General features: G+C 58.9%; 13 protein-coding genes. 3 read left to right on the top strand and 10 right to left on the bottom strand.

Annotation, left to right across the window (positions count from 1 at the left end; translation table 11 throughout):
• From HY247_04080 to HY247_04035, 10 genes are all read right to left on the bottom strand, one after another.
• Positions 1–1,425: an ABC transporter permease gene (locus HY247_04080; GenBank protein ID QQG49485.1), complete on the bottom strand. Its 1,425-nt coding sequence runs from the start codon at positions 1,423–1,425 to the stop codon at positions 1–3.
• A 101-nt stretch (positions 1,426–1,526) separates the two neighbouring features.
• Entirely contained in the window at positions 1,527–1,964 is a 438-nt protein-coding gene (locus HY247_04075) for a hypothetical protein (GenBank protein ID QQG49484.1), read from the bottom strand.
• 83 nt (positions 1,965–2,047) lie between these two features.
• Positions 2,048–2,311, bottom strand: a complete 264-nt coding sequence (locus tag HY247_04070; protein QQG49483.1) for a hypothetical protein — start codon at positions 2,309–2,311, stop codon at positions 2,048–2,050.
• A gap of 68 nt (positions 2,312–2,379) precedes the next feature.
• The gene (locus HY247_04065; GenBank protein QQG49482.1) at positions 2,380–3,018 is read right to left on the bottom strand and encodes a hypothetical protein; all 639 of its coding nucleotides are present in this window, start codon (positions 3,016–3,018) and stop codon (positions 2,380–2,382) included.
• Between the two features lie 368 nt (positions 3,019–3,386).
• Positions 3,387–4,541 carry a hypothetical protein gene (locus HY247_04060; GenBank protein QQG49481.1) on the bottom strand — a complete coding sequence of 385 codons (1,155 nt, stop codon included), beginning with the start codon at positions 4,539–4,541 and terminating at the stop codon, positions 3,387–3,389.
• The gene (locus HY247_04055; GenBank protein QQG49480.1) at positions 4,538–7,771 is read right to left on the bottom strand and encodes a DEAD/DEAH box helicase; all 3,234 of its coding nucleotides are present in this window, start codon (positions 7,769–7,771) and stop codon (positions 4,538–4,540) included. Before HY247_04055 ends, HY247_04060 begins: the two co-directional genes overlap by 4 nt.
• 16 nt (positions 7,772–7,787) lie before the next feature.
• Positions 7,788–10,940: an ATP-binding protein gene (locus HY247_04050; protein QQG49479.1), complete on the bottom strand. Its 3,153-nt coding sequence runs from the start codon at positions 10,938–10,940 to the stop codon at positions 7,788–7,790.
• Positions 10,940–11,503: a hypothetical protein gene (locus tag HY247_04045; GenBank protein QQG49478.1), complete on the bottom strand. Its 564-nt coding sequence runs from the start codon at positions 11,501–11,503 to the stop codon at positions 10,940–10,942. Before HY247_04045 ends, HY247_04050 begins: the two co-directional genes overlap by 1 nt.
• 56 nt (positions 11,504–11,559) lie before the next feature.
• Positions 11,560–12,642 (bottom strand): branched-chain amino acid ABC transporter permease, encoded by a 1,083-nt coding sequence (locus HY247_04040; GenBank protein QQG49477.1) that lies wholly within the window; start codon positions 12,640–12,642, stop codon positions 11,560–11,562.
• Positions 12,643–13,557: a branched-chain amino acid ABC transporter permease gene (locus tag HY247_04035; GenBank protein QQG49476.1), complete on the bottom strand. Its 915-nt coding sequence runs from the start codon at positions 13,555–13,557 to the stop codon at positions 12,643–12,645.
• 79 nt (positions 13,558–13,636) lie between these two features.
• On the opposite strand from HY247_04035, the gene HY247_04030 reads away from it, so the two are divergent.
• The 3 genes from HY247_04030 to HY247_04020 are packed head-to-tail and all read left to right on the top strand — an operon-like array spanning position 13,637 to position 16,479.
• Positions 13,637–14,968, top strand: coding sequence for an ABC transporter substrate-binding protein (locus HY247_04030; GenBank protein ID QQG49475.1), 1,332 nt, complete (start codon positions 13,637–13,639; stop codon positions 14,966–14,968).
• A complete protein-coding gene (locus HY247_04025) occupies positions 14,923–15,762 on the top strand; it encodes an ABC transporter ATP-binding protein (protein QQG49474.1) in 840 nt (279 codons plus the stop codon). The genes HY247_04030 and HY247_04025 overlap by 46 nt, the downstream gene beginning before the upstream one ends.
• Before the next feature lie 3 nt (positions 15,763–15,765).
• Positions 15,766–16,479, top strand: a complete 714-nt coding sequence (locus HY247_04020) for an ABC transporter ATP-binding protein (protein ID QQG49473.1) — start codon at positions 15,766–15,768, stop codon at positions 16,477–16,479.
• The last annotated feature ends 1 nt before the right edge of the window (position 16,480 follow it).

The raw sequence follows: 16,480 nt of genomic DNA, 5'->3' as shown, positions 1-16,480 counted from the left end.
TTAGCCCGTGCTCACCCGTGGGTCGAGGAAACCGTATATGACTTCGGCGGCAAACACTGCGATCAGGACCATCACAGAGATGATGAAGAACATCGCCTGTTCGAGTGGGAAGTCGATTGCGCTCACTCCTTGATATATCGCGTAACCTAACCCCGGCCATCCGAAGACCGTCTCAGTTATGATGGCGCCGGAGAGGATAAAGCCAATCGAAAGAGCGAACGCCGTAGCGATGGGAAGCACGGCGTTTCTAAGAGCGTGGCGGTAGAGTACGGTCCTCTCTGGGAGACCCTTCGCCCGCGCCATGATGATGTAGTCCTCGGAAATCGTGTCGATCATGACCGCTCTTTGAGTAAGGAAGACGCCTCCGATGTTCGCGAGAGTCAGGGTCAAAGCCGGCAGAAAAAGCTCCTGCAGCAAAACGACATACACGTTCCATCCGTCTACCCCGATCAAGGCAGAGCCCAACGGCTGATAGAACGACTTTGTCAATGCCAGCTGGCTTAACTCAAGCATGCCTCCGAGGAAGAATACGGGCAGGGCATTGACGAATAGAAGCGCGCTGAGGGACGAGACGTCCATGATCTTTCCTCTCTTGGCCGCGGCTATCACGCCCAACCCGATTCCCATGATGAACGCGGCAATGGTGGAGCTCCCAATGAGCAGAATTGTGTAAGGAGTCCTGTCCTGTATCGTCTGAAGGACGGTCCCTCCTAGGACGTTGCCGAGGTTGTACCCAAAGTTGAATGTAAACATGTTCTGATAGTATGTCAGGAACCTCCCAGGCACGAATGTCATGTTGGACTCGCCCGAATACACGGCGTAGAAGTAGTAGGTGCCGCCACTGCTGTTGGACGCTTCAAAGTGGATGGCAGTGGAATGTGGAACGACGCCGTTGGTAATGTTCACCACGGTGACCGGGGTGGCTCCGAGGGCTGGGCAGTAGGAAGAGCCAGAGTAGTAGTAGCTGACAGTACCTCCTGCTTTCAGCGCAGCTTGAGAGAGTACCGCCGTGTCGTAGACGGTGCCTCCCAACGGAATACTGCTAGCCGATAGCGAAGTGTTTATGGTACGTGTTCCCTTGCTTAGCTTGGTAGCGTTAAGGTGGCCGCCGGGTGCGATGACCTGCATGGTCTCACACTTACTTGAAGCTGGATTCTTGCCGTAGCCAGGGAGCATCGGTTGGTCGAACCCGTATTGGTGGAAGATCTTGCCCCTGATTTGTGTTAGCCAGAGCGTCACATTCTGGACTCCCCTTGGGGGCTGCTCGGGGGCGTATAGGGATATGGCGCATTGATTGTAAGTCGAATTGGGGCACGAGGTGACAAAGGGCAAGATCTGGAACAGGACGAAGTTGAAGGCTACAATGATCAGAAGAAGCACAATTGTGTACACGGTCCTGCGGGCAACGTACCGTGCCAGCCCCATGGAATTTCGCCAGACCAACTTGAGTTCTTATAGATTGTTACCATCTCGCTCTCACTCAGCAAACACTCCTACGGACGGTTCTGCTCCCGGTTTTCGCATGGTTAGGCTGGTTCGCTAGAGGCTTCAACAACCAAGAGTTCTTCATAGAAGAGACGCCGCTCTTTGACCTTCCTGAGACCAAAACCCTTTGCTTTGCAGATGACCTTGGCCCTCTCCAAAGGAACGTCGCCGGAGAGAAGCACAAGGACCCTTCCATCATCCTTGACTACCCTTAGTGCATCCTCCAGTAGTCGGAATACAGCCTCGAAGTCGACTCCAGCATCCGTTGCTAGATCCTCGACTGGACCCGACAGGTAGGGGGGGTTGAGTGCGACCAGGTCGAAAACGCCGTCTCTCAGGCAAGTTGCCCTGTCAGCGAGAAGCAGGGAAGTTCCAGCCACTCTCCAATCATCCAAGTCAGGGCGAACGATGTCGGTCCCAACGACAGTGCTGTATCGGCTCGACATGTCAATCAGGGTCCCGCAGTTGCCTGCGCCCATCTCCAGGAACGTTCCTCCTGAGCACTGCGCCAGTGCGTCGCGAAGAAGCCTTGAGTCTTCAGCTGAATTGTAGGCCCGCGGCCTCATTCAGAGATGTCGTCGCCCTTCATGGACTTGTACTCCTCAGGGCTTAAAACTTGAGTGATGTTCTGGGTCTGGTAGAAGTAAGCCGGTGTTCCGTCGGGCGAATACGCCAGGCTGTTGTCTGAGTTCTGCAGCCGATAAACCTTGACGACTGCCGGTTTGATTCCAAGTACCGTCCCGTCATCCAGCGCGTAGTAGCTGAACCTCTCCTGCAGAGGCTTGAAGCCGACGAGTTTTCCCCTCGGCTGCGGCGATGGAATCATGGTTTTTCCCCTGGAACCGCCTTTTTAAACCATGAGACGCTTTACTGGCAAGCAAGTCATCCATGGCTTCAGGTCCGCGGCGACCAGGAGCCAGTGGCAGCAGTCCCCAAGAACTGAGTGTATTCAGGCGCGTGAGGGCCTCCATCGAGGAACGTCCTGCAGAAGCACCACACCGTCCCCTGCACGTATCCATGAACATAGGATGCGACGACCCTGCCGGGGAGGGTGTAGTAGGTCGTAAGCAAAGTAGTGTGGGTGAAGTTGAGGATCGAGTTGTCCTCGCTGAGCCCCGTATTCTGCAAATAGGAACTCCCCACCCAGTTTCCATTCTCCTTCTGGAAGGGCCTCAGGGCGGCAACCAACGCTTCATCGCAGGCGTGTGGAACGTCTGCATCGCAGTTCAGATGGGGCGAAGTGACTGCGGCACTTCCGTTGAAGTTCCATCCATGTCCAGCGACCAGCGTCTCTACGCCCCTCGTCAGGTTTACCCTCACTTCAAAGGTGTCGCCGCCCATCACGATCAGCTTGCCCCCGGTCCTGACGAACTCTTTGAATTGTGAGTATTCCTGCAAGGTGACATATTCTTCGTGTCCGATGATTAGGTTGTCGAAGAGTCGGTGCCCACCCGAGAACAGGGCTCCGTTGTTCACTTCGATGTCAGACAGGACCTCGAGGTCAGAGATGCTCGACTTAATTGACTGGGACAATTGATAGTCTCTCCCCCAGCCTGAATTGTAGGTCTGCGCCTCTGCCACATTCACGCTCAGCCACTGAAGGTCTCCTGTGACGTTCGTCTCACTTTGGTGTTTCTGATAGAAGGTGTAGAACCCCCCGGGCCCACCTGGGCGTGAAGCCGAATACGGTGCCGTCGTAAGAGTAGGTTCGACCAAAGCCGTAGAGGGACCGGGGGTCAAGTGTGCCCCCGGGAGACCTGCTATCAAACCAACGGTCAGCAGACACACGGCTCCGAACGCAAGAGAGACGCGATCCCCAGTCGGTGTCGAGCCATGACCCATCGTCCTTACCTGCCCTCTTCTTCGGATGAGGGGAGCCGCTGATTAGCCTTGTGGGCCTCTTAGACCAACTTCTGTATGCCCGAGCTGTACTGGGCAGCTTTCTTCTCAGCTCCCGCGAGCTCCTCCGGGACCCCCATCGACCTTGCGGCCTCTCTGAGGACTGCTTTTCTTGCTCTGTCCCTGATCTTGAACGACATGGGCAGGCTCCTCGCCAGGCGGACAACGCCCTGTTCTGCGAAGGGGAAAGCCGGCTGCAGGCACCTTGAGCAAGCCGCCTCATCCCTGACCAGGCCCCTCTCCCCGCAGGCTTCGAAGTCACTTTCCATCATCCTTGACGCCGCTCCTTCCTCGCCGGCCGCAACGTACTTGGCGTACCCGGCAAACAGCTCGTCGGACAGCTGCCCTAGCAAGATAGTCTGGGCCCCAGACTCGGCGGCTCCCCTTGACACAATGGAGTAGAGGCACCACAGGCTCCTGTCCATCGGAGAAGGTGAGAACGGGAGGTCAAGCCCTCGAAGCTCGTCGCGAATCATGGCGGAGTCTACCCCAAACATGCGGAGTTCGATGCCAAGGAGGTCGGCCGCCACCTTTGCCCCCACGAAGTCCCTCGAACCTCTCGCAGCCCCCACGCATGCGACGACCTCGGTTGCCTTGGAAGCAACGCAAGCCAGGATTGCGCTGTCTATCCCTCCAGAGAAAGCTACAGCGACCTTCCGGTACCCCTTGACCCTGCCCCTGATCGAGTCCTCGAGCGCTCGAGCGAGCTTCTTCGCGGCATCCTCGAACGAGCCTTGAAACTCCTCGTGCCCAACCTTCTTCAACTCCAGGACTCCGGTGGAAAGGTCGTACAAGGATCCAGGAAGCAGGAGCTGCGCCCCTTCGCCCCTAAAGAACCTCCAGTCGGAGGCAGCCCACGTGCCGTCGGAGGCCAAGAACAGGGGCCTCGTCCCTGCGATGTCCCGACGAAGTCTTGAGCCCCCTTCCGATACGAGCGCAGTCCCTTCCAGCCTCTCTCCTTCCGACCAACCGTGAACCGCAGGGACGAGAGATTCAGAGTCCTGAAACATCGAGACGACCGCCAGGCTCCTCCCGTCCAGGCCGAGACTCTGGGTTCTTGGTTCTCCTCTCCGAACGCGGTCGATGCTCCGTGCGCCTGCTAGGGCCGCTTCTGCCCTCCTCTCGTCAACCACGCAGAAGGCTCCCCCTTCTGTCAATATCGCGCTACCTGCTCCTTGATCCTTCGGGCAACGGCTGTTCCCACCTTTTCCACCCCGGCAAGCCTTTCGGCCGGTGCCTCCTTGACATCCTCAAGCGTCTTGAACCCAGCGGTGTAAAGGGCTCTCGCCCTCACCCTCCCCACTCCTTGGAGGGTCGTAAGCTCGACCAGCTCCGCGCTGACCCCACTCGCCACCCTCATCCTCAGCACGTCTACCTGCCTCACCACCTCGGGCTTCTTGAAGAGCTTGGCCAGCTCTCCCAGCGCGTGCAGCAGCCACTCGGCGTTGTCCACAGCCCTGTGCATGTCGCCCGGCTCCACTCCCAGGCGGGACAGGAGCTGCTCCTCCCTCCACTCGTCGATCCATCCGTGGAGCGCCATGACGGTCCTCATCTCCTGTAGGACCTCGTCGTACGCCGAGAACTGCCTCGAGTTGGGCCGCTCGATCATCTCGGCGGAGTGCTCCTCTATGAATGCGACCGCCTGGTCAAAGTCCTTGCTCCTGAGAGGAAACTTCGGCTCAAAGTCTGGAGACCCTGCCAAGAGCCTGAGAAGCCCGGCCGTGTAGTCCCTTCCCGGCTCCACCTTCCTGATTCCTTCCCTGAACACAACGCCTGTCGCGGGGTCGATGTAGAGGATTGAGACCCGCCTCCCAAAGTCCGTCGGGTAGAAGAGACCCCCGCCGCCCTCGACCAGCCTCTCCGCCAGGAGGTACCCGAGGGCCTTCTCCGTGAGCTTGCCGACCGTCGCCTCGCCCACCTGCCGCGCCAGCAGCGTCCCCTTGAACAGGCTGTCGAGATCCCCTTTGGAGAGCCCGCTCGCTGTCGCGATCGTGGCGAGCGTGTGGAACCTCATCGAAGAGTCGTCGGCCAGCCTCGACTCGATCGGCTCCGGGGGGCTCTTTGCATAGTGCTCCAGGAGCTCTCCAGAGTCCATGGAGGGAGGGGGTATCATCACGGTCTCCCCGAAGGAATCGTACTGAGGCCTGCCCGCCCGCCCAGCCATCTGCCTGTACTCCAACACCGAGATCTCCGCGTTGCCCCCCGACTCCGCGTCGTACCTCGTCATGTCCGCCACCACCACTCTCCTTGCGGGGATGTTCACTCCACTGGCCAGAGTCGGGGTAGCGGCAAGCAGCCTGATAGCTCCAGCCCTGTAGTAGTCCTCAACTACCCGCCTGTGTTCGCTCTCGAGCCCTGCATGGTGGAACGCCGCCCCCTTGGACACCAATTCTGCGAGGAGCCTGCTCAAGCTAGTCTCCTCCCCTGAGGAAAGTATTCTCCTTCCCGCCTCCTCCGCCGCCTTCTTCTCCTCCTCCTTCAGGTGCCTCCCCGTCAGCTCCGCTGCCCTCGTGGCTAGGCTCACGGCCCTCCTCCTGGTGTTCGCAAAGACGAGGGCCTGCCCTCCGGCCTTCAGGGTCTCCATCGCCACGTCGATCGGGGAGCCGTAGGTCGACCTCACTATCTGCCTCTCCTCCCCATCTACGAACAGCACCCTCCCATAGTCGAAGACTCCCTCCCTCAGCGGGACCGGCCTCCAGTCGACCTGGACCGTCTCCGACTTCAGCCACTCCCCTATCTCCTTCGAGTTGCTGATGGTCGCAGACAGGGAAAGCAGCTGGGCGTTCAGCCCCATGTGCATCATCTTCGTGAGGATCATCTCCAGGGTCGGCCCCCTCGAGTCGCTCCCCGCTAGGTGCACCTCGTCCGCGATGAAGAGCCCCACGTCCCTCAGCCAGCTCACTCTGTGCCTCAGGATCGAGTCGAACCTCTCGTTGGTCAAGACTATGATGTCGGCCCGCCCCAGCGTCTCCCCGCTCGAGTCGTAGTCCCCGGTAGAGATGGCGGTGTTCACTCCATATTTCGTGAGCTCTGAGAATTCAGAGTACTTCTCAGACGCCAGGGCCCTCAGGGGCGCGAGGTAGACGGTCTTTTTCATCCTCACCTTCGCGTTCACGAAGGCCGCCATTATCGCGATCATCGTCTTTCCGGAGTTGCCACACCAAAGCGCTTTTCCGTTTCTTCTCACATACAAGAGGTGATGCTTCGGAAGTGTCAGGCAGTAGACCCGCTCTCCCTGAACCCTCTCGAAGGCCGGCTTGCTGGGTTTCCTGTAGTCGATGCCATGTTCCGAGTACCGCCTGCAACTTACTTGATAGTGTGGGTGTTTGGAGACGATCAAGTGTCCGTCGGGCATGATATGAGAAGGAGAAAGGCCCCTGTTCCTGACCGAGCTGCTTCGCCCTACCTTAAGAAGCAATTCCTGAAGATCGTCAGCTAAGCGCTTTGAGGTCGTGTCAAAGACGGGGCTAACCCCATCCCTGCCAACGTGGCCGTCCCCTCGTTGATACGAATCAAGGAAGACCTTGATCTGCTCGGGACTGAGTTCCTTGATGAAGTCGGGAACGAATTTTTCGTACGCTCTTCCGAACTGTGAGAGGTACTTCGCAAGTTGCACACTAGCGACGCTGAAGTGCCTGTGTTCCTTGCTTCCTGTCACATACACTTTCCAATGGCGGAGGTTCCTGACTGCCGCTTCGACCCCGGCCTGATCCTTTGTCTGACATAGGGTCACCTCGTGACTTACCCCATGTTTGGAGGTACCTTCCGCAACATACCAACCAAAGAAATCCAGCCAATCTCGCATGGGAATCCTGAGAGGTGGGAGCTCTCTCTTCGACCTGGGAAGACTGCCACCCCGAAGGGTCGCCGCCGGGAGAACGAAGTATTTCCTTGCCTTTCCCTTCCAGATCCCATCAGTCTTGAATACCCAAGTTGGTTGAATCTCCCGCGCCGGTTTGAAGTGGTACCTCATGAATCCTGACGGCTCCCGGGCCTCGCGTGAGTTCTGACTGCCAGTTCGGCAATAGATGCGGTGACTCTCGGTGACTCTGAAGTCAATCTCTTTCCCAGCGACATGGATCATGACTCCACTGTAAAGATACTCAACTTTCCCAATTGCCTTCACGTATTCGATTTCCCACGTCCTGGGGTTCATCGAAACCACCTCCTCGTCGGGCATGGCGTCTTTGAAGAGTATCCAACCCCTTCTTGTGAGGACTTCTGTGACCTCGTCATAACATGCAGTAGGACTTGACACAACCAGGCTCTTCCCCTCCAGCAGCCCCGCCTTCACCGCAGCCTCCTGCGGGGGATACAATTCCGTGTACCCCTTCCCTGCTGTGAATGCCACCAGCTCCTCGGGGAGCCCTATCTCGTCGAACCTCAACTATCCCGACCGGCCGCTAGCCGCCGAGCCTGCGGATGAAGCCCGGCTTCGACTCGTAGACCATGCCTTCCCTGAACATCGTCCTGATCATCTTCTCGGCGTCCTCGTCCGAGAACCTGGATTTCACCAGCTCGTCCTTGAAGGCCTTCCTTTCCACCGGCTTCTTGTCGGGGCCCTCCAGGGCCTTGAAGACTTCCATCGCAGCCTTCAGGTTCTTGGTCTCGCCGAGCGGCTTGCCCAGCTGGATGCCAAAGTCGGTCTTCTTGGTGGTCGCGTCGGTCAGTACGTCCTCCACCATCCTGTTCATCAGAGATATGGCCGACAGCGCGTCCTCCTCAGTCACCTCTTGCCTCAGCAGGATCCGCGCCCTCGACGAAGCTACCCTTATCAGCGACTCCAAAGTCCTCGGAGTAGCTGGGATCTGGCCCTCCTCCCCTCCTCCCTTCCTCAGCTCGAGATAGTAGTCCCTGAGCCTGGCCGAGGCCTCCTTGGTCAGGTTCGGCGTGATTCTCTTCGAGAAGGAGATGTACTTCTTCAGAAGCGAGAACTCAACTGGCGGCGGGGTGGCGTAGGTCCTCCTCGTGTGCACCGCCAGGATGTGCGTCGCGAGCTTCTCGTCGTCCGCGGGATGCGGCTGGTCCTTGATCACGAAGATCAGGTCGAACCTGGTCAGTAGCGGTATCGGAAGGGTCCCGATGTTTTCCGTCAGGTTCTGGAACGGGTTGTACCTCCCGAGCACGGGGTTGCACGCCGCGAGTATGGCGGTCCTCGCGTTGAGTGTCGCGTAGATCCCGCCCTTCGCAATCGTGACAGTGTTCTGCTCCATCGCCTCGTGCAGCGCGGTCCTGTCCTCGGGCTTCATCTTTTCAAATTCGTCTATCGCAGCGATCCCCTGGTCGCCCAATACGACTACTCCTGCTTCCAGCATGAACACGTTCTTCTCCCTGATTACTGCTGCCGAGAGCCCCGCCGCGGTAGTGCCTCTCCCGCTCGCGTAGATCCCTCTCGGCGCGACCTGGGCGGCAAACTTCAGCATCTCACTCTTGGCCGTATTGTGAGATATCAGACCGTTCGCTATGAATCGATGCGAGCGAGGGACCTCGATGTCGTAGACATCCTCCAGGGGCCCCTCGTGAATGGCAACTACTCTCTCGCTCCTTTGCTTGTGGACTCGTCCGAAGGCCAGAGCCTGAGATTTCAATTCATTCAGCCTGTCCGTCTTCTTTTTCGACACGAAGCCAATGTGCTTCGCGTATCTGACTATGTCTTCCCCACGCCTAATCAGCAAGGCGTTCGCGACTATCCGCGAATGGATTCCGAACCTCAAGAGGAGGAACTGCACATCTCTCAGGAGTTCAATGTCCTTGGCCTTTAGCCCGACAGCCCTTCGCCCCCTGCCCTTCGAGAACACCGTCCCGTCCGCCTCAAATAGCCATCTGAGGAACTCCGCGACGACCTCGTTTCCCGACCTCAGTATGAGGTCGGGCACCCGCCTCACTCGCATGAATTGTAGGTTCGCCGCTATGTGAGAGCTGTTGAGATACACATCGTGCATCGCCACGTTCCTGTCTTCCCTCAGCCTCCGAATCACAGCGGGCCTTATCCCGAAGAGGTCCTCCTCGATTGCGACCAATTTCGGAAGGATGTCGACCTCTGGCTCTGCTACCGAGAGGACCGCTCGGTATTTGTTCACGAACCCGTCGCCCAGCAGGTATCCTAGGAACGCCCCGAGCTTCGGGTCGACGACATCGGGCAGCCTCCCTCTGAATCTAGGCCCTAGCTTCTGCTGCACAACCTCGAACCCCGTATCCAAGTACTTCGTGACTTGGCAGGGGATGAACGTCGTGGTGACGAGCCTGTCGCCCACTTTGAGCTCGTCGAGCCTTCTCCACTCTCTGATGATCTTGCCTTCGTCGTTCCTCAGGACCAGCATGGGGTGGTTGTAGGTCCCCTTGATGCTCTTGCCGCTCTCAGTCACCGCCTCGAGGACTGGCTGCTGCCTGTAGATGTGGAACTTCGTCGCCCAATCCCTCTTTCCTCCTCCCTCCCCAGTAAGGACCTGCAAGTTCAGGTCTTGGAGATGCGACCTTCCAACCTGTTCAATCTTCACGATCGCGCCGTTGCCCAAAGCTATTCTCTCGTCTCCCACCATACAGCCAGGATCACCCACGAAAAGTACGTTCATGTCGCCCCTGAGCTTGGTCCCGTCGGGCAGGGGGGTTGCGCTCCCGCCCGCGAGGAGCAGGAGGATCGCTTCCTTCTCTGGGCGATGCCCTAGTATGACCGGAGCCACGGAGGAGATCAGCCTGTCGTACGCGTCGGGCTCTGAGGCGAGCCCCCTGATGAGCGCCTCGTCCTCCTTCGTGATGTTCACCTGGTCGGGCTCCTTCCCCTTGATCTCGACGTGGTTGCAGTCGATCTGTGACTTGAAGAGCCTCGTCTTGACGGCGCCCACCGAATAGTCGGGGACCGCCCTGACGATCCCTGAGAGGATCGCCCTGTCGCCAGGACGGGCTGAGTTTACGATGTCGCCTTCAAGGTTCACGTCAAAGAACTGAGGAAGCTGGCCGGGCGGGAGCTCCTCCGGCAGCTCTTGCACCCTCACCACCTGGAAGTCGATGAACCTGCTGTGCTTCTTGTCGAGCTCGAAGTTCCTCACCTCTCCGCAGAGCTCGCACCTCGGGGGCCGCTTGAGCGCCAGGTCGTCCTGGTCTTGGTACGTCAGGTGCCCGCTGGGACACGTCCACGCCGCGGAGGTCATCAGCGGCCTGAGCTCCGAGGTCCGGACGACCATCCCGGACACCGAGAGCATCTTGTCCAGGTACGAAGTGTCGACCTTCCTGAGGGGTACCTGCTCGGGAATCCCCCTGATTCTGACGGAGAGTTCCCTCTTGACCCTGTCAGCGTACATCGCGTTCTCGCTCCTCATCGTCTCGAACGCAGCGATCTTGAACGACCCCAGCGAGGAGTCTGGCTCGAGGAGGACGCGGTTCGCCAGGTCGCCGTTGTACCTTAGGAGGTCGTTGAAGTCCACGACGAGCGACTTGCCCTCGCTCGAGATCAGCTGGGATATCTTGGTCCTATAGACCGAGTTCCCCGACCTGTCGACCGCCGTCTTGAGGAAGTCCTCGAACATCTCCGAGAGCTTTCCGCTCGCCAGCGTGGCCACTACTTCGCACCGTCCAAGAGAGCGCCCCTCCAGTCCTTTGAGATCGACTGCGAGAGGGAGAAGAACGCAACCTCTTCAGGCGTCAGCTTATCCGCAAGTACTGAGGCTGGCGTCGCGGAGCTCGAGAGAGCGAGCAGCTTGCTGAGCCTCAGGCCTATGAGGTCGTAGCTGCCCGCCCGCACCTTCTCGTAGTCCTCCTTCTTCCCCCTGCCCTCGGCCGCGGCCTCCCTCAGAAACGCCAGCCTTCTCTTCATCTTGACGTAGAAGTCGTGAGGGAGCGGTGGCAGCTGTAGCGGCCCCATCATCTTCTCCCTGCTCAGAGACCTGACCATCTCAGACTCGAACGGCTCCTCGGGCATCTCTGCTAGGCCCGACTTCACCAGCTCGTCTGCGACCCAGCGTGGAAGCTCTGCCGTCTCGCCCTCGTTCAGCTTCTCGATGCGGAAGTCCCCGACGTCGATGTTCTCAAGAGAACTCCTGAGCTTGACCCTGACCTTCTCCAGAAGGAATCCCCTTTCCCGCTGTTCCAGTATCCCGGAGAGTCGCGACTCGGTAGTTTCCAATGTGGGGCGGCCAAAGAGCCCCAGTTCGTAATTAAGTCTTGAGGGGTTGTTAACGTCTATCCGGGTTCTTTCTTGTCTCCGCCGAAGAGTCCTCTCAGCCTCGACGATGAAGTAGTCGCAGTGGACTTCTCCTTGAGTATCCCCTCCGGCCTGAAGTACAAGATCAACAGCAGGATGGCTCCCACTGTCATGTACTGCAGGTAGTTGACCTCGAAGGGCACGTAGGCTGAGAAGGAGAACTTCGCGATGTCCACGAACTTGAGGATGAACCAGAAGACCATGGTCCCCAGTGCGACCCCGAAGTTGTTCGCAGCCCCTCCCATGATCACCATCACCCACGGATAGATCGTCCACACGAACCTCGTGTATTCGCCCGGCTGGCTGATCCCCACTTGGAAGGCCCAGAGGGCTCCCGCCGCGCCTGTTATCATCGAGGCCACTATCAGGACGTTCCGCCTCGCCTTGACCGTGTCCTTGCCCAGAGCCTCGGCAGCGACCTCGTTGTCCCTCATGGCCCTCAGCATGCGACCGAGGGGGGACCTCGCGACTCTTTCCGCGTAGAGGTAGACCAGGGCCGCAAAAGCCACTATCGTGCCCGTCGAGAGGATCGGGCCCCACTCTCCGGCGAACCTGAAGACATCGGGGATCGCAAGCCCGTCCGTGGAGTCGGTTATGACTGACGTGTTGGCGAGGAAGATCACGTACAGCTGGGCCATGGCGAGCAGTATCATCGCGAGGTAGTCCTCCCTCAGCCTCAGCGCAGGGAAGGACGCCAGGTATCCTATCGCGCCGCCCGCGAGCGCCCCCACCAGAATCGTCATGAAGAGGAGGGCGACCGAGAACCAGGCGTCCCCCTCGAGGATGGTGCTGACCTGCGGGATTATCGTGTACCAGTGCCTGAAGAAACCTCCCTGAGTGTCAACGTGCAGGTACCAGGCCGCGAACTGGCCGGCGAACGAGCCCCCGATCGACCCTCCCGCCGCCACCATGAGCGCCTTCCCGAAGTTGGGTATCCCGGCGTATCCCAGCTCTAGGTTCAGGCTGATCGAAATCGCGAGGTAGATCGCGAAGAAAGTGAGGAGGTCGAAAGAGAAACTTACGATGTTGATCCCGAAGACCGTGATTGCAGGCAGGACCACCTATCTTCTCCTCCTGAGCTTTATCGACGTCAGGCCCTTCGGTATGATCAGAAGCGCGACCGCCATCATGATCAGCGGGACTCCTTCAATCCACTGAGTGACCCAGCTCCCGACGACCGGAGCAAGGTAGTTCACTGAGAGGACCTCGCCCCCGCCCACGATGACCCCTCCAAGCACTGCCCCGTAGATGCTGAAGAACCCGCCCAGCACCGAGGCGGCAAAGATGGCCACAATCAGCTTCGAGCCAAAGTCAGGCGTGCCTGCCACGTGCAGGGTCGCGAGCGCGCCGCCCATCGCCCCGAGGCCTCCCGCAAGGAGCCAGGAGAAGGAGTAGACCCTTTCAACGCTCACCCCGAGGACGCTGGCGAGGTCCGGGTTCTCCACTGATGCCCTCATCGCAATCCCGAAGCGCGTCCTGGTCATCCCGAGATAGAGCAGCCCCACCATGGATAACGTCAGTATCGGGAAGACTATCGCTGCTCCGTAGTGTTGAAGGCCGAAGAATGAAAAGTCGTAGGAGATGAGGATGAACGACTTCGTCCCGATCAGCCGGAACACGTTTGCGAGGTAGTCCGAGTACGTCCCGAAGACTCCCACGAAGGCGATGTCGATCGCCAAGGTGGCAATCATAACAGAGACTATCGGCGAGCCGTGCTTCCTCAGAGGCCTGAGGACGAGCCTGTAGATCGCAAGCGAGACCCCGGCGCCGATAAGGAACGCTAAGGGCGCGGACACGTATGGGGAGACCTTCATGAAGCTCGCGAGAGTGTACGCTATGTACGCCCCGACGGTAAGTATCGAGCCGTGGGCGAAGTTCGGCACCTTCGTAGTCATGTAGATGAGCGTGAGCCCCGTGCTCATGATCGCGATCACCGATGCCCTCAGGATCGCGTCGAGGTAGAATGTCTCGACCACTTAGAATTGGCCAGCCAATCTCTCATGCGCGCTTAAAGTCTTAAATAGTTTTGGAAGGGTCTCGTGGATTTACCCTACTTTGAAAAGAAAAGGGGCATCTACAAGTTCACTTATTGGAGTACTGATTGTAGGTCTTCTCATCGGCGCCGGCATAATCTATGCCGCCGCACCATCGCTCGGTCTTGCGAGCACAGTCACGGTCGGAGGCGGAACCTCGACCACCACAACCACCAAGACTGTCAACGCCGGACTCTCGGGCGAAATCATGCTCGGGGACCTCGTCGCTCTGACGGGCAGTCTTTCCGATCAGGGAGCGAGGGACAAGCCGGCCGTCGACATGGCGGTCGCCGACGTCAACGCCTACCTGACAGCCGCAGGGATCACATCCTACCACTTCGCGGTGACGCACGAGGACTCTGCCACAGACGTCAACACCGTCCAATCGGCGGTCCAGGACCTTGCAAGCAAGGGCATCAAGGTCTTCATCGGGCCAGAATGGAGCGGGGGCGCGCTGCAGATCCTCCCATACGCTACCACGAACCACCTAGTTCTGATCAGCCAGTCGTCCACCTCAGCCAAGCTTTCGTACGCGAACAGAGGTCCGTTGTTCAGGGTCATTCCTAGCGACTCTGCTCAGGGCGCCGCCCTCGGCAGGCTTGCCACGACCTTGGGCTTCACTCACCTCGTCATGCTTCACGTGCACGACAGCTACGGCGACGGCCTGGCCAATGCGACAGTTGCTCGCTTCACCGCCCTCGGCGGAATCGCGACCAACGATGTCCAGTGGCCTGAGAACAACAACGACTTCTCATCTCTTCTTACCACCATCAACAACGAAGTGACGGCGGCGATCAACGATGCTGGCGGAAACTCCAGCAAGGTCGCAGTCGACGCTATCGGTTTCGAAGAAGTTGCGACGCTGATGCAACAGCTCGGCAACACTTCGGCTGCCTTGAGCGTGACATGGCTCGGCTCTGACGGAGAGGCGACGCTCTCGTCCTTCGTCCAAGGAGCAACCGGCCCGCTCTCTGAGCAGGTGAAACTGATCAGCACCGTCTACGCGCCTCCTTCGACTAGCGTCTTCAGCACATTCTCTTCGAGATACCAGGCAGCGTATGGACAGAACCCCGGCGGATACGGTGGTTCCACCTACGACGCAGTCTGGGTAGCCGCTCTAAGTATCATCGCAGCGGGCTCGTACGACGGCGCAGCAGTCGCCAAGCAAGTCCCGCTCATCACCAACCACATGTTCGGCAATTCTGGCTGGCTCGGACTGGACCAGTTCGGAGACCTGATACCTGTCGCGTACAACATCTGGGTCGTCCACGATGTCAACGGTACTGCGACTTGGGTAACCGCGGGTCAATGGGCTGTGGCCACCGACGCGGTCACCTTCACAACCACACCTTAACAATCGGACTCCACCCCTTTTTTGTACGGTCTCGCTTGAATTACGCGCTGGAAGCACGGGGTCTGACGAAGGCCTTCGGAAACCTGAAGGCCCTCGACGATGTCTCGCTTGGCGTTCAGGAAAAGACAATCACGATACTCATAGGCCCTAACGGCTCCGGCAAGACCACCTTGATCAACGTCATCGGCGGCCTATACCATCAGGACGCGGGCAGCGTCTTCTACGCAGGGAGGGACATCACGGGCCTTCCTGCACACAAGGTGTATGAGGCTGGCCTCGTCCGGACATTCCAGATTCCTTCCCTGTTCGGCAAACTCACCGTCCTCGAGAACCTTCTCGTCGCTAGGAAGAAGAACCCTGGGGAGTCCTTCGTCAACTCTCTGCTGAAGAACCGCTGGCAGGGTGCAGAGGCAAACTCAGTGGAGCGTGCGATTAACATCCTCAAGTTGCTCGGCATCACAAAGAACTGGGACAAGCCAGCATCAACCCTCAGCGGGGGGCAGATGAAACTCCTAGAAATCGGGAGGGCCCTGATGAGCGACGCTCAGATGCTCCTTCTCGACGAGCCGATATCAGGAATAAACCCGACGCTCGCACACGAGATCTTCGAGAAGCTGGTAACCCTCCGGGACACGTTGGGCCTCACCTTCTTCATCGTAGAGCACAGGCTCGACATAGCGATGAAGTACGTCGACACAGTGATCGCGATGGCCTATGGCAAGGTGGTCACGAGCGGCGACCCCCAAGAAGTGATGAAGGATCCGAGGCTGGTCGAGGCCTACCTTGGAGGCTAGCACTTGCTGAGCGTCGAATCCGTCTCCTCCGGATACGGGAAGCTCAGGATCCTCAACGAGGTCTCGCTTAGTGCGGGCCCCGGCGAGTTGACCGTCGTGGTGGGGCCCAACGGGTCGGGAAAGAGCACACTCCTGAAGACGATCGCGGGCTTGATCGCCCTTCAGGGCGGGAGCATCAGCCTCGACGGCCAGGTCATCTCGCGTCTCGCACCTCACGTCATAGCGCGTTCAGGGGTCGCATATCTCCCTCAGACAGAGAGTGTCTTCACGAACCTGACCGTCTCGGAGAACTTCAGGATGGCCGGATACACGATCAAACGCGCGGACCTCGACGCTCGGATCCAAGAGTCCATGGCGTTCTTCCCCAGGCTCGCCTCCTTCGTCGGGGAGAAGGCAGTGAACCTGAGCGGCGGGGAGAGGCAGATGGTCGCGATGACCATGGCCCTGATCAGAAAGCCAAAGGTTGTGATGTTCGACGAACCGACGGCCAACCTCTCTCCCAAGATCGCCACTGAGGTCCTCTCCACCGTCAGGAGCCTCGCGAAGGACAAGGGCCTGACCGTCGTGCTGGTCGAGCAAAACGCGAAGAAGGCGCTCGAGATGGGAGACAAGGCGTACCTTCTAGTCGGAGGGAAGAACGTCTACCAGGGGACCGCTGCCGAGCTACTGGCACACAAGGAACTGGCCCAGTTATACCTGGGGCTCAGGGTTGCATGAG

The organism is archaeon, assembly GCA_016432545.1.
Classification (GTDB): Archaea; Thermoproteota; Nitrososphaeria; order Nitrososphaerales; family Gagatemarchaeaceae; genus UBA183.
The sequence above is the reverse complement of the archived record's forward strand: the minus strand, read 5'-3'. Positions and strand labels throughout refer to the sequence as shown.

What these genes read in the sequence shown, in the direction of transcription:
- HY247_04080 (QQG49485.1), bottom strand. Translation starts at nt 1,425, where the DNA reads ATGGGGCTGGCACGGTACGTTGCCCGCAGGACCGTGTACACAATTGTG.
- HY247_04075 (QQG49484.1), bottom strand. Translation starts at nt 1,964, where the DNA reads ATGGGCGCAGGCAACTGCGGGACCCTGATTGACATGTCGAGCCGATAC.
- HY247_04070 (QQG49483.1), bottom strand. Translation starts at nt 2,311, where the DNA reads ATGATTCCATCGCCGCAGCCGAGGGGAAAACTCGTCGGCTTCAAGCCT.
- HY247_04025 (QQG49474.1), top strand. Translation starts at nt 14,923, where the DNA reads ATGGGCTGTGGCCACCGACGCGGTCACCTTCACAACCACACCTTAACA.